The organism is Anaerobacillus sp. ABD4_527, from assembly GCF_056160805.1.
This window is the reverse complement of the sequence record NZ_JBSWXZ010000001.1, coordinates 20,729-34,732: the sequence shown is the minus strand read 5'-3', so window position 1 is coordinate 34,732 and position 14,004 is coordinate 20,729. Positions and strand designations below refer to the sequence as shown.

Genomic DNA, 14,004 nt, shown 5'->3' with positions numbered 1-14,004 from the left:
TCCATACTCTCTTTAACGTATGCAGGAGCCCAGGTTTTGTGATAGAAATTCATAAAAAAAGAAACCCTCTACAGGGTTCCCTTAGGAAGCTTTCTGGAACGTTAAGCAGTACCATGCCCCTTCTTTCACGATCGGCTTCATGTGCTTCAATCCAAAGCCAGCATGTGCTGCCATCTCGATCATTTCAGTGCTAGTTGGAAGCTGATGCAAGTTACTATGAGCACTCATAAAGCTATTGAATGCCGCTGAGAATGCGTGCCCGTGATCTGATTCATGAAGAGGTGAAATAATGATAAGTGATCCGTTATCATTCGTAACCTCACTTGCTTTTTGAAAAAGATGAGACCTGTCATCTGGCGCAAAGTAGTATAGCAGATTATTCATCATCGCAACGTCAAAACGATCGCCATCCCATTTCCAACTCATCATATCTTCAGGATAGAGATCAATCGATGATTTTAATCGATACGGAATATGTGATTCAGCATCTAAACACACTTGCCTATTCTTCTCGATCCCGACGAGTCTCATATTTTCTTCTTTAGCACCGATTCTAGAAAGGTAGCCGGCATACCCAGCTCCGAAATCAACGACCGACTTTGCATCTACCTTTTGTAGCCATTGATAAACCTTCGGAAATGCGAACCGTTCGATAAAGCTCGAAGTAGCCGCTACTGTGCCTGCGTAATCATCGTCTTTGTACGAAGCGTAATCATCTCCTATCAAAAGATCAGAGTATGACAGAAGAATCGGAATATGTAGCTCCATCATCTCTTTTAACAGTACGCCAACATCCTGATCACTGCTTTTCGACATGGATTCTACCATGCTCTTCTTTGAACGAATCATGCCGTTCTTGTCTTTTTTTAAGTGTCCGATCGCAACTCCCACTTCAGCCCATCTTGTTAGAAGCAACTCATTCATGCTTCGTTTGCTTGCTACATCTCGGACTGTCGCGCCATATTCAAATTCACCGAAAAGATCATGCACATAGCCTAAGTGTGCATGCCAGGCGTAAAGAAAAGGCTCGTTGCTTTTCATCCACTTTCTAGCACGCCAGATCTTTTTTATTTCATTCATTAAATCTCCTCCTCATTCATTAACCAACGTTCCATGGATAGTCATCTTTTTTGTTAAAAATCACGCTATCCTCCTTGGCTGAAATTTTCTTCGTATTGCTTCTAGCCGGAAGGAGACCAGCTTGCTTCATCCGATCCCAAATGGAAAACTTCCAAATCCCTAAGCCAGAAGTATTGAGCATCTGCTTGTAGTGTAGAACCGAGGAATGTTCCGTTTGCTGCACGCCTTTTATTCTAAGTCTTTGCCATGTACGGTACGGAAATGAATAAAGCAATGCCGCCTGATGGCTGAGACGAGAAACGAATTCTGCTCTTGGTTTTCTCACTTTTTCGTACCATTCAAGATGCTTCCAATCCGTTTGGTTCGTCTTAAACATCCAGCAAAGGAGCTCTCCGAGTACGTCAGAGTCTTGAATGGCTAGGTTCATGCCTTCACCCGCCATGGGATGAACACTATGCGCCGCGTCTCCTGTCAAAATAATATTCTCTTTCACATACTGCGAGACATTGTGTCTTACTGGGATCATGAGCTGTATCTTTTTCCAAGAATCGATCTGTTGCACATACCCATCTAATTCAGGGATGAGTTCACAGTATGCACGATAAAACGAATCGAGCCCTTCTTTTCGCATCGTCTTAAACTCCCCGGGCTTTATCAACAGTACGCTCCGTACTTCGTTATTCGGTAAAGGAAATAGCCCTAGGAAACGATTTTGCGTCGTAATGATCGTCGATTGATCAAGGCTATCTGGACGAGGAAACGATACCGTTAGAAATTGATGGTTGTAGGTTGTTTTCTTCATCTCTACGTTCATCGCAGTTCTGGTCGGTGACGCTCTTCCTTCAGCACCGATATAAAATTTCGCTTGAACTTCAAGACTGCCCTCTTTCGTCTCGATCACCGCTTGTTTCTTTTCAGGATCCTCATCTGTAAATCCTGTAAACTTAGCTGGTTGAATGTGCTCGACCGAGTCGTACTTCGTTGCCTCTTCAAACAAGATCTCCTTTAACTTTTCATGTGGAATCATCAAGGAAGTGTTATAAGGTGAGTCGATGACGTCATAGCGAAATTCATTTTCACTTAATTTCTTTAGGGAAGAATCATCGAGTCGTTCGAATTCATGAAATTGAATGGATGGAAGAACAACTCCATTTGCTTTCACCTTCTCAAGCAGCCCGATTCGATCTAAAATATCGAGACTCTTCGGCTGTAATAGTTCTCCTTTATAAATCAAGCCGCTTTTCTTATCTTTTTCTACGAGCAGGGTCTTCACATTGCTCTGACCAAGCTTCACAGCAAGGGTCAGGCCTGCAATTCCCCCTCCAATAATTAAGACATCGTATCGCATCTCTATCACCTCGTTAATACCCTTCTCTTCCCTTCAATTGACGGGAGTAAACAGCATGAGGCTTTCGAGTACGTCACCATAAAAAACCACCTATTGAATCAGTTCGATTCAATAGGTGGTTAGGTTCCGTTAGGTTGCGAGTGGAAATTTATGTGACGTAAGTAATTTCTCAAAGTGTTCTTTGTTTAAAGGTTTACTATAAAAGAACCCTTGTGCGAAATTACATCCAAATCGTTTGACGATTTCGCCCTGTTCCTCTGTTTCGATTCCTTCGGCGACGATCGATAAATTCAACCCTTCACACATTGTAATCACTGCTTTTACAATCGCTGCGTCCGCACTATTTTCTTTCAAATTGCGAATAAACGATTGATCGATTTTTAAGATATCGAGTGGAAAGTCTTTTAAGTAACTAAGTGAAGAGTAGCCAGTGCCAAAGTCATCGATCGAGACTTTGATCCCCATCTTTCTCAACTGCTTTAGCATCGAGATACTATAGTCTGTGTTTACGAGCGTAGTGCTTTCCGTTACTTCTAAATGTAGTGAATGTGGCGATAGCTGCGACTTGTTAAGCGCGTCACGAACAGATTCCACAAAATGTTCGCTTTGGAATTGACGACCAGAGACGTTTACCGAAATCGAAAGGTGCTCATATCCTAGATCCTGCCACATTTTCGTTTGCATACAAGCTTCATTTAATACCCAGATACCGATCTCTTCAATAAGACCCGTATCTTCAGCAAGCGGGATGAACTGTGCAGGTGATACTAAGCCCAACTTTGGATGATTCCACCTGATCAAGGCTTCACAGGCATAAATCTTCTGTTCATCTAAGTTCACTTGAGGCTGATAGAATAGTGTGAGTTCTTCCTTCTCGATCGCTCTGCGTAAATAGCTTTCTAGTTCTAGCCTCTCAAAGGCCTGATCATTCATCTCATCTGTATAAAATTCAATATGGTTTGCGCCCTGCTTTTTCGCTCGGTCTAATGCGATATACGCATTCCGCATCAATTCATCCATATCGACACCATCGTGAGGGAACATGCTGATTCCAATTCCTACCGTCATAAAGTATTCCACTTCGTTAAATACGATCGGCTCTTTAAGTTTATCAATGATCTTCTTTGCTAAACACAAGGCTTCATTCTCGGCTTTTATCCCAGTAAGAATCAACGTGAATTCATCGCCACCGAACCGTGCTAACACGGCATCATCTTTAACGGCTTCTTTCAACTTCGCTGTAACGAGTTTTAATATACGGTCTCCCTGGTGGTGACCAAGGCTATCATTGATAAGCTTGAAACGATCTAAATCTACAAACATAACAGCTACCATCTCATCAGGTGCTTTAAGAGATTCTTGTAATAGATTCTCGAATAGAAGACGGTTAGGTAGTTCGGTAAGGACATCATAATAAGCAAGGTGTGCGATTTTTTCTTCTGCTCTAAGCTGCCTCATAATATTCTTACCGATTCCGTACGCACCAACGACTTCCCCATTCTCGATAATAGGAATATTCGTTATGGTAAAAAGAACACTTTCGCCTGACTTGTGGATTAAATGCACATCATATGACTGAGCATGTCCGCTCAGAGCGAGTTCAAATTTTTCTCTTGTTTTTGAATAATCCTTTTGACTTACGAAATCTAGAGAGTATTCGCTCATTACCTCATCGGGCCTATAGCCTAACAATGGTTTAAGAGCAGGGTTCACGCTGGTAATCTTACCGAAAACATCAACAGAGTAAACGAGGTTCGGATTTTGTTCAAATAAGGAGTTATAACGCTGCTCAGACTGCTGCAAACTCGCTGCCAACGATTCCAACTCTTCTGTTGATGCCTTTATCAAGTGAGATAATGCCTTTGTTCCTCCATCCAATTCGTTCATCTCCTGCATGTTAAATGATAGTATACGTTCGATTTCCGTCTCTATGAAAAATAACGACGTTTAGTTACGTCCATAATAACAAAAAGTATAGGGACACGAATACCTTTAAAGCAAAAATATGTCTATTACCCTATTCCTTATATCGGAAGAAAAAACCATTTGTTTAATAAAAAAAACCGCCGTATTGGCGGTTTTTGTCTACAGCTGGTATAGATGTAGTACAGAATACCCATAAAAAAAGACGAGAAAGAATGCAAAAAGAAATTGCAGCCAAAACGGCCAGATCGATTTCCCCTTCTTCCCTCTTACGAGTATCATTTCCATAGATGAAAGCAACCAGATTGCTAGGACCGCTTTTACGATGGAAGGACCCCAAAAATTATATCCAGAGACGAGTACAATTCCGGAGATCAAAGTTAAGACGTACAACGCTCGGAGTACCATGTGGGTGATCTTTTGCCCTTTGGCCTTCCCTTTTCTCATAAGAAAGTAGCTAATGATAAAGACCAATAGCGTTAATCCAAACGCAGTATAATGAGCATGAAGCATAGTGATGTTCCTCCTCAGTATGATTACAACGGTTCTATCTTATCATGAACATGGATTCTCTTGGAAACTATCAGATTATTTTGACTCAAACGATATGAAGGATGCGATTTCATTGTTATAATAATGGAGTGTGACATGAATAAATAGACGGGAGTGACGGAGTATCATGGTACAAACACAAGACATTATTCAAATGACAGAGCAATACGGAGCGAATAACTATCACCCATTACCAATCGTCATCGCAGAAGCAGAGGGAGTTTGGGTTAAAGATCCAGAAGGTAACCGCTACATGGATATGCTCAGTGCGTATTCAGCAGTGAACCAGGGTCATAGACACCCTAAGATCATCCAGGCTCTTAAAGACCAAGCCGATCGCGTCACATTAACTTCTAGAGCATTTCACAATGACCAGCTCGGACCATTTTATCGTAAGATTTCAGAATTTACGAACAAGGACATGGTGTTACCGATGAACACAGGTGCTGAAGCTGTAGAAACAGCTGTGAAAGCAATGCGCCGCTGGGCTTACGAAGTAAAAGGTGTAGAAAAGGACAAAGCAGAAATTATCGCTTGTGAAGGAAACTTCCATGGTCGTACGATGACAGCTGTTTCTCTATCTTCTGAAGAAGAATATCAGCGCGGATATGGACCAATGCTTCCTGGTATCAAACTCGTTCCTTACGGAGACATCGAAGCATTAAAGAAAGCGATCACACCGAATACAGCTGGTTTCTTATTTGAACCAATTCAAGGTGAAGCAGGGATCAACATCCCGCCTGAAGGTTTCCTAAAAGAAGCTTATGAATATTGTAAAAAACATGACGTTCTCTTCGTTGCTGATGAGATTCAAGCTGGCCTTTGCCGCTCAGGGAAAAAGTTCGCTTGTGATTGGGATGACGTAGAGCCTGATATGTACATCCTTGGAAAAGCACTTGGAGGCGGGGTTTTCCCTATTTCTTGTGTTGCAGCAAACAGCAATGTCCTAGGCGTATTTACTCCGGGATCTCACGGATCTACGTTTGGAGGAAATCCGCTAGCTTGTGCTGTTTCAATCGCTTCAATCGAAGTACTCGAAAATGAAAAGCTTGCCGATCGCTCTCTTGAGCTCGGAAACTATTTTCAGCAGAAACTAAAAGAAATCAATAATCCGGTGATCAAAGAAGTTCGCGGCCGTGGCCTCTTCATCGGCGTTGAACTTCACGAAGCCGCTCGTCCTTACTGTGAAAAATTGAAAGAAAGAGGCCTTCTCTGTAAAGAGACGCATGAGACGGTAATCCGTTTCGCACCTCCTCTTATTATCAGTGAAGAAGACCTAAACTGGGCGATCGATCAAATTAAAGACGTACTTTCAGCATAAAATTAAAGCCCCGCTTAGCCAGCGGGGCTTTTTTCAATGTTATAAACCTATGGAAACATATTTTGTTTCTAGATACGCTTCGATTCCTTCATGTCCGCCTTCACGTCCAAGTCCACTTTGTTTCATACCACCGAACGGTGCTTGCGCAGCAGACGGAACGCCATCATTCCATCCAACGATTCCATAATCGAGACCGTTAACGACAGCATTGCCTCTTCGCACGCTTTCACTGAATACGTAAGCCGCAAGTCCAAAAGGTGTTTGGTTTGCATACTTGATCGCTTCTTCATCAGTAGACACTTTTTGAATCGGCGCCACTGGACCAAACGTTTCTTCGTTCATGATCAGCATACCAGGTGTAACATCCTTCAAGATTGTAGGTCGATAGAAGTAGCACCCGTTCTCTTCGTATCCTTCGCCTCCGAGTGCAACTGTAGCTCCCTGGCTCGTCGCGTTCTTCACATGTTTATCAACTTTCTCATACCCATCTTTATCAATCATCGGTCCGATATCCGTTCCAGATTCAAGGCCATTACCGACTTTTAACGCTTTCGTTTTCTCTACGAATCGTTCGACGAACTCGTCGTGTATCTTATCTTGTACGTAAATCCTGTTACCACAAATACACGTTTGCCCACCGTTTCTAAATTTTGAAGCGATGACACCGTCAACGGCTTTCTCAATATCTGCATCATCGAGCACGATGATCGGCGCATGGCCACCGAGCTCGAGCGAAATGTTTTTTACCGTTTCAGAAGCTTGCTCCATCAGCTTCTTGCCGACTTCAGTTGAACCTGTGAACGTCATCTTTCTCACGTGAGGATTACTCATCAGTTCTCCTGCAACTTCTGAAGATTTCCCTGAAACAAGGTTCACAACGCCTTTTGGAATTCCTGCCTCTTCACAAAGTTCAACGAGTCGAACTGCAGTTAGCGGCGTTGCAGAAGGTGGCTTGACCACGAACGTACACCCTGCAGCAAGCGCGGGTGCAAGCTTTCTCGCGATCATCGCTGCTGGAAAATTCCACGGTGTAATCGCACCGACAACACCGACAGGCTGCTTTCGGACTTCCATCATTCTACCTTCTTTATGTGGAGGGATCGTGCGCCCGTATACGCGCTTCCCTTCTTCTGCAAACCATTCGACGAATGAAGCAGAATAAGCGACTTCCCCCTTCGATTCATGAAGAGGTTTCCCCATCTCCTTCGTCATTAGTTCTGCTAACTCTTCTTCATGCTCCATCATGAGAGCGTGAAGTTTCTTTAAGTATGAAGCTCGTTCGTATGCAGTAAGATTAGACCAAGCGGGAAAAGCATCATGTGCAGCTTCGATTGCTTTTTTCGTTTCAGACTTCCCTCCGAGTGGAACTGATCCAACCACTTCATTTGTTGCTGGGTTTCTTACTTCGATCTTTTCTAAATCGTGACCTGTCCATCCTCCGTTAATGTAATGCAACTTCTCCATTTGCTAACCCTCCTGATAAACTGGAATCTCGCCATACATTTCCTTTTTTAACAAGCTGTTAAACGCTCACCCTATACTTATTTCATTTCGAAGGGAACCAATTCCTTCAATAGAAATTGTAATCTTATCCCCATCTTTTAAGAACTTAGGCGGTTTGAACCCTTTTCCAACCCCCGATGGCGTCCCCGTTGCGATAACGTCACCTGCTTCGAGCGTCATTCCTTTAGAAAGTACCGATATGAGTTCTGGTATATCAAAAATAAGATCGCTTGTATGTCCGTTTTGCCTCACCTCATCATTGATCGCCGTAACAATATTCAGCTGATGAGGGTCTTCGATCGCACTTCGGTGAAGAATGGCTGGTCCCATCGGACAAGACTGATCAAGACTTTTACCGATAAAAAACTGTCCATGCTTTTTCTGAAGATCACGAGCGGTGATGTCATTCACAATCGTATATCCGAAGACATGCTCCATCGCATCTTCACGAGAAATCCTCTTCCCACTTTTACCAATCACAACGGCGAGCTCACCTTCATAATCTAGCTGCTCCGAAACGTCTTGTGAGAAAGACAGCACCTGATTCGGATTCGCGATGGTTGTCGGTGCTTTTGTAAAAATCATAGGGTCAGATGGAATATCCTTTTCACTGCCCATCTCGATCGCATGGTCTCTGTAGTTTTTTCCGACACACAACACATTCTTACTTACCTTTGGGATAGGAGCTAAAAGCGTAATCGCATTAATTGGGATTTTATAATGCTCATTTTCTCCAAGAAGGGGGATCACATCATCATGCTTATCGTTCTTGATCAAATCGACTAATGTTGAAATGTGTTTCCCATTATCTTTGAAATACTGGAAGCAATCGATCACCTTTTCCTCTTCCTCTAACCAAACTCCAAACCGCTCTTCTTCCTCATAATGAAATGATACGTATCTCACTTTTCGTTCTCCCTTCGCGATATGTTTAAAAAAGACCTGCAGAATTGCAGGTCTTCTCTCTATCCTTTTGCTTCAGGATCATTTTCTTTCTTCTCAGAAAGCAGCTCAGTAAACTCTTCTCTTGGTCGTTTTAACACGTTATCTTCAACATTAAGACCAGCCAACACTTCAACTGCGTTTTCTTTACTTCTTCCAGTTTCAATCGTTCTTAGCTCGAGCTTATCCTTTTCTACTACAACTACATACGATTTATCATCTTTCATGATGATGCTCTCCTCTGGAACAACCGGGGCATCTACGTTTTGATGAAGAGGCACTTCGATCACAACGTGCGTGCCTGCTTTCATTTCGTTTGTTCCTTCCATCAAGACTGTAAAGTTAAAATAGCTAGATCCCTCTTCGATGGCGTACGGACGGTTTTCAATCAGTGTGATACGCCCAGTTAGTGATTGACCAGGATACGCAGGCGCTTTGATCGTCACTTCTTGATCGACAGATAGTAAGGGAAGGTCGAGTTCAGAAACAGATCCTTGAACAGCAAGCTCGTTAGACAATACTTTCGCTACAGCTTCTCCATTCTCAGGTGTTCGGTTTAACTCAGCAACAGTCCCTTTAAGAGATGACTCTATTACTCGTTCAACGTCACTGCTCTCGGCTTCCTGGATTTTACGATCGAGCTCTTTCCCTTCTAACTCTGCTAAACGCTTTTTATACTCGGTCTCTCGTATTTGTTCATCAATCCCGAGCAGGAGTTGAATCCTTTCCTCATCGTTCAACTCAGAATTAAGTTGTATGGTTGAAGCCTGTGAAGAAAGGTCATCAAGTTGATCATCCAACACATCGATCTCTGTTTCTACTTTGTTTTTTTCTGCTTTAAGATCTGATACATTCACATCGTTCTCTGCTTCATATTCAAACAGTGCGGTTCCTACTGAAACTTCTTCTCCTTCACTCACCAAAAATGCTGAGATATCGCCCTTCGACTTTTCATAGTAGACTACTTCTTCATCTTGTGGAACAAGGAGACCTTCATAGCTATGTAAATCTTCAAACGTTTCTTTTTTGACCGATACCGTTTCGAGCTTCTTCTCACCTGCAAGAACACGATGAATCACAACAGTGTTTACAGTTACGAAGATCACAAGAAGCAGACCGACACTTATGCTGACTAAGACCGACTTACGGTTCAAGACGAAATCCACCTCTCATTTAAAATGCCGTTCGTATATATGCCATCGCGAAAGCAAGCACGATGTCTAGAATAATGATCCAGGTAACAATGTATCCTCTTCTTCGAGAGGTCGATTGGTGTATGGCAGCATACTGTACAATGATGAGCCATACAAAAAACAACGATAGACTATAGCTAAAATAAAGCCAGAATGAATCATCCACGAAAAGATCGATATAAACACCGATACTAAAAGGTGAGATATATGAAGGTTCATGGAGAAACATAATAAATGGCAGCTGCAAGATCATTCCGATCAACAAAATAAACACGCCATAACTATGTATAAACGCTAATCTTTTATACCCCACATCCTGGAAGAATGGCCAAAACAAGAGAGCGCCTACAAGAATGATAGATAAAAAGACAAGTATTGCTAAAATGCCGTCTGAGATCACTTCACTCAATACGAATAGCAGCTTCTCACTTGAGGCGAGCCCCGCATACTCTGGCAGTTCACCTGCGTATTTGATATTCAAAAATGTCGTCGCTGCCGTTACGAGAAACGCAAGTAAGGCAAGTAAAAAAAGACGCCACCACGAACCTTTTAAACGGTAAGCCGAACGTAATGTTCGAAAGTGAGTAAAAGGCCTCACAATTCCTTTTCCTAATTTCATAGAGTGCAACATCCATGTTCCTCCTACATTAATTACCTCAACTACTAATCATATTTTTACATAAAATGCGTTAATTTGACAGTCTCTTTCTTCAATTCTTTACATTTATTGTCTCTGTCTAAATAACAAGCCGCCGAGAATACTCTCAGCAGCTCGATTAAACTTATAAAGTCTCTAATTCGATTCTACTTCCTTTACCAGAGGGTTCTGAAGGGGTGACGATCAGCTTCCTAGGAAGTCTCGCTCGTAATTCAGGTACGTGACTGATCACGCCAACTGAAAGGCTTTCTGTTTGCAGCTTCTCAAGCGATGTGATCACCGTATCGAGTAAGCCTTCATCAAGCGTACCGAACCCTTCATCCAAAAAGAAGAACTGTAGCGGATGTGCGCCTCTCAACTGAATTTGACCCGATAATGCGAGGGCTAATGAAAGAGAGGTTAAAAATGTTTCTCCTCCTGATAGCGTTGAAACAGGTCTCTTTACTCCTCCGTTCGCATCATCTCTGATGAGAAATCCACCAGAAGAATCTACTTCAAGCGCATACCGCTGACCCGTTAGATCTCCGAGTTTCTGTGATGCGTCGAGGCTTACCTGCTCGAGCTGCTCTGATGCGATAAACTCTACAAAGCTATTTCCGCGGAATACAGCTTGAAGTTTGCCTAGCTTTTCAAGCTCATCACTCGTTTTCTTTCGATCGCTTTCCAACTCCATAAAGCGTTCATGCCGTTTCGTTACATCTTCTAGATGATGACGACTTGCCGCCACATGCGAGTGGGCATCGTCCCTCGCTTTCTGCTTTTGCTTCAGAACATCCTCTGCTTCTTTCCATTCTTCTTCTGTAATCTTCTCTCCACCAAGCCTTGCTTCAAGTTCTTCAATTCCATGGATCACGCGATTCCATTCTCTTTCGTGCGCTTCCACCTCGTTTTCCCACTTTTCTCGAGAATGTTTCGAAACGTCTACTTCTCTTACACTCTCGCGATCTTGGAAGATCGATTCTCTTTGTTCTTCCTCGTAAGCAGATCTCGCTTTTTCCAAACGTTCACGTACGTCCTTAACATAGTGGTCATCAGATGCAGCCTGTCTTTCTGCGCTTTGGTAGTGTTCACTCTTTTTCGTTAAGTCTTCTTGAGCCGCCTTTTCTGCAGCACGTAGATCCGTTAATCTCTGTTCAACTCTAATATAGGAATCATGCGCCGATCCTTCACCTACTAGTTCTTGAAGGTCGCGTTCAAGTCGGTCTAACTGTTCTTTATTCTGCTGAAGTGTACTTTTGATTTCCGCTTTTTGAACAGAGAGAGCTTGAACGTTTTCTTGTAAACTAGCAAATCGTTCTTCTTTCTTCTCGATGTATGGAATGCTTTTTGAAAGGCGTTCTCGAATGACTTCGGCTTCGCCATCCATGTCCTGAAGCTTTGTTACTTTCTCTTCAACGTCATCAATTGTAAGGGAAAGCTCTTCCATCATCCGTTTCTTTATTTCATCCGCACTTACAGAAAGCATATGCTTCTTTTCTAAGATGGCGGACAGGTTATGATAGACCTGATCGAGTCTGTAGGTATTTTTTGATACAGCCGTGTTGTACTCTTGAAGTTCTTTCCCTTGTTTTCTAATGTACTCTTCAAGCTCACGTACATCTTGAGTGAATGATTTCATTTCGGTGAGAAGATCGTCTGACAACTCGACAGGCTGATCGGAAGTGATATCTTTCACCCCCTCATCTATGTCGAGCATTTGATCAGAGAGCTGTTCGAGCTTGTACTGCAACTGCTTTCCATGTAAAAGGCTATCCTTGAAAGCCTCTCGTTGTTGCTCCGTTTGCTCGATTTTATGCTGCCATTCAAGCGTCTCGTCTTCTCCATCTGCAAGATCAACATGCTCAGTTGCTCCACAAACAGGGCACGCATCTCCATCCTGCAGTTCTGAAGCAAGCTTGATCGCGATCGCATGAGTCCGACTGTTCTCAAGCTTTTGATAAGCGTCATGAATCTCTTTACTCAATTTTGCTATACGTTGGTCTACCGCTGTTTTGCATGCTGATACACCTTCATAGCTTTTCAGCATCCGTTTGAAAAAGGTACGATAGCTTTCTTTCGCTTTTGTGAGCTTCATATACAAATCTGATTGCGAAGCTTCTAAAGAGTTTTTTTCTTCGTTGATATTCCGTTCTTCCTCTTTCACTTCATCGATCTGCTTCTTAGCACCTTCGTACTCATGCTTTAATTGCTGTGCTGTCGAAAGACGCTTTCGCTCATCATTCGGGACCTGTAGACCGTCGAGCTTGCGATTTAAATCCTCTTGTAAGTTTCTCGCAACGTTTAAATCTTGCTCAGCCTGCGTCATGGCTTTGTTCGTTTCGTCATCGTCTTCTTTGAGCTTATTCCATTTCACAAGATTTTTTTCACGTATCGTTTTAAGCTCAGCTACTTCTTTCTCAAGCTTTATTCCACGTTCGAGGTCATTCAACTTTTTGATCAGCTGTGGTTCTTCACTCTGTTGTTTCGCTCTACTCTCATCATGCTTTTTCTTCGCATCTTCATAGTACATTTTCGCTTCAGATAAGGCTTCTTTCGTACGTTCATAACGAAGACGCGCTTCTTTTTCTTCCTTTTCGGTCGATTCTAACGTATCGAGATATGGTTTTAGTGCGGAAGCGGCAAACGACCGCTTGATCTTCTTCTTCAGATGATCCACTTCTTCACTTTTCAAAAGAAGTTTTGATTTCTTATTCGTTAATTCCGTATGTTCTTTCTGAAGTAACCAGATTCTCTCAGCATCGTTTCTTTCTTTCTTTGATGCCTCAAGTTCCTCATTCGCTTTTTCAGCTGCTAGCTCAGCTCTTTTTAACGCTTCCTTCGCTTCCTTCAGGTGTTCTTTAGAAGCATCTCCAAGGCCCGTTTGCTCTGCTGTAAGCTCATTCAACACGCTTTTTTCTTTATCGACTCGCGCCTTCAGTCTGCGGTTGAACTGATCGCCATATTTCTCTAATTGAAACAGCCTTTGCAGCATCTGACGTCTTTCAGTACCTTTTAACGAAAGAAACTCGGCAAATTTCCCCTGTGGTAAAACGACGGCACGAGTAAAATCATCAATCGTTAATCCAAGAATTTCTTGAATTCTTTGAGATACATCTCGATCTTTATCAGCCAGAACACTTTCTTCGTCAGTAATTTCTACTAAGCGAGAGGTCGTTGAACGTACGGATACGTCTCCAGAACGTTTGTAGCTCCTTTCGACTCTGTAATGAACATCCTCACTGAGTTCAAACGTAAATGAGACTGACAGCGTATCTTCTGCATGGTTCATGATTCCCTGCGTATTGTTCGTCGCACGTTCGACCTTCCCGTACAATGCGAGCGTCATCGCATCGAGCAAGGAAGATTTTCCACTTCCAGTCGGGCCAAAAATTCCGAAAACCCCTCCCTGACAAAGCGCTTCAAAATCTACTACCTGTGATTCTCTAAAACTATGAAGACCCGATACAGATAATCGTAATGGTTTCACCAGTGGTTTCCTCCTTTC

10 protein-coding genes are annotated in these 14,004 nt (G+C 42.7%); 1 reads left to right on the top strand and 9 read right to left on the bottom strand.

Annotation, left to right across the window (positions count from 1 at the left end; all coding sequences use genetic code 11):
- Positions 1-81: 81 nt before the first annotated feature.
- The 4 genes from ACXAHI_RS00145 to ACXAHI_RS00130 all read right to left on the bottom strand — a co-directional run bounded on the left by ACXAHI_RS00145 (position 82) and on the right by ACXAHI_RS00130 (position 4,864).
- A complete protein-coding gene (locus ACXAHI_RS00145) occupies positions 82-1,080 on the bottom strand; it encodes a class I SAM-dependent methyltransferase (protein WP_474845019.1) in 999 nt (332 codons plus the stop codon).
- A gap of 19 nt (positions 1,081-1,099) precedes the next feature.
- Complete coding sequence (locus ACXAHI_RS00140; protein ID WP_474845017.1) at positions 1,100-2,428, bottom strand: FAD-dependent oxidoreductase; 1,329 nt, start codon at positions 2,426-2,428, stop codon at positions 1,100-1,102.
- A gap of 129 nt (positions 2,429-2,557) precedes the next feature.
- Positions 2,558-4,306, bottom strand: a complete 1,749-nt coding sequence (locus ACXAHI_RS00135) for a sensor domain-containing protein (RefSeq protein ID WP_474845015.1) — start codon at positions 4,304-4,306, stop codon at positions 2,558-2,560.
- 207 nt (positions 4,307-4,513) lie between these two features.
- Positions 4,514-4,864 (bottom strand): DUF1516 family protein, encoded by a 351-nt coding sequence (locus tag ACXAHI_RS00130; RefSeq protein ID WP_474845013.1) that lies wholly within the window; start codon positions 4,862-4,864, stop codon positions 4,514-4,516.
- A gap of 166 nt (positions 4,865-5,030) precedes the next feature.
- Here ACXAHI_RS00130 and ACXAHI_RS00125 point away from each other — a divergent pair, with 166 nt between their 5' ends.
- Positions 5,031-6,224 (top strand): ornithine--oxo-acid transaminase, encoded by a 1,194-nt coding sequence (locus tag ACXAHI_RS00125; protein WP_474845011.1) that lies wholly within the window; start codon positions 5,031-5,033, stop codon positions 6,222-6,224.
- Positions 6,225-6,263: 39 nt separating this feature from the next.
- Here the strand turns inward: ACXAHI_RS00125 and ACXAHI_RS00120 are convergent, their stop codons facing one another.
- From ACXAHI_RS00120 to ACXAHI_RS00100, 5 genes are all read right to left on the bottom strand, one after another.
- Complete coding sequence (locus ACXAHI_RS00120; RefSeq protein ID WP_474845009.1) at positions 6,264-7,688, bottom strand: NAD-dependent succinate-semialdehyde dehydrogenase; 1,425 nt, start codon at positions 7,686-7,688, stop codon at positions 6,264-6,266.
- A gap of 66 nt (positions 7,689-7,754) precedes the next feature.
- A complete protein-coding gene (locus ACXAHI_RS00115; protein ID WP_474845007.1) occupies positions 7,755-8,633 on the bottom strand; it encodes a fumarylacetoacetate hydrolase family protein in 879 nt (292 codons plus the stop codon).
- Between the two features lie 59 nt (positions 8,634-8,692).
- Complete coding sequence (locus ACXAHI_RS00110) at positions 8,693-9,823, bottom strand: efflux RND transporter periplasmic adaptor subunit (protein ID WP_474845005.1); 1,131 nt, start codon at positions 9,821-9,823, stop codon at positions 8,693-8,695.
- Positions 9,824-9,842: 19 nt separating this feature from the next.
- The gene (locus ACXAHI_RS00105; RefSeq protein WP_474845003.1) at positions 9,843-10,493 is read right to left on the bottom strand and encodes a hypothetical protein; all 651 of its coding nucleotides are present in this window, start codon (positions 10,491-10,493) and stop codon (positions 9,843-9,845) included.
- A gap of 151 nt (positions 10,494-10,644) precedes the next feature.
- On the bottom strand, positions 10,645-13,986 hold the full coding sequence (locus ACXAHI_RS00100; protein WP_474845001.1) for an AAA family ATPase: 3,342 nt from the start codon (positions 13,984-13,986) through the stop codon (positions 10,645-10,647).
- Between the last annotated feature and the right edge of the window lie 18 nt (positions 13,987-14,004).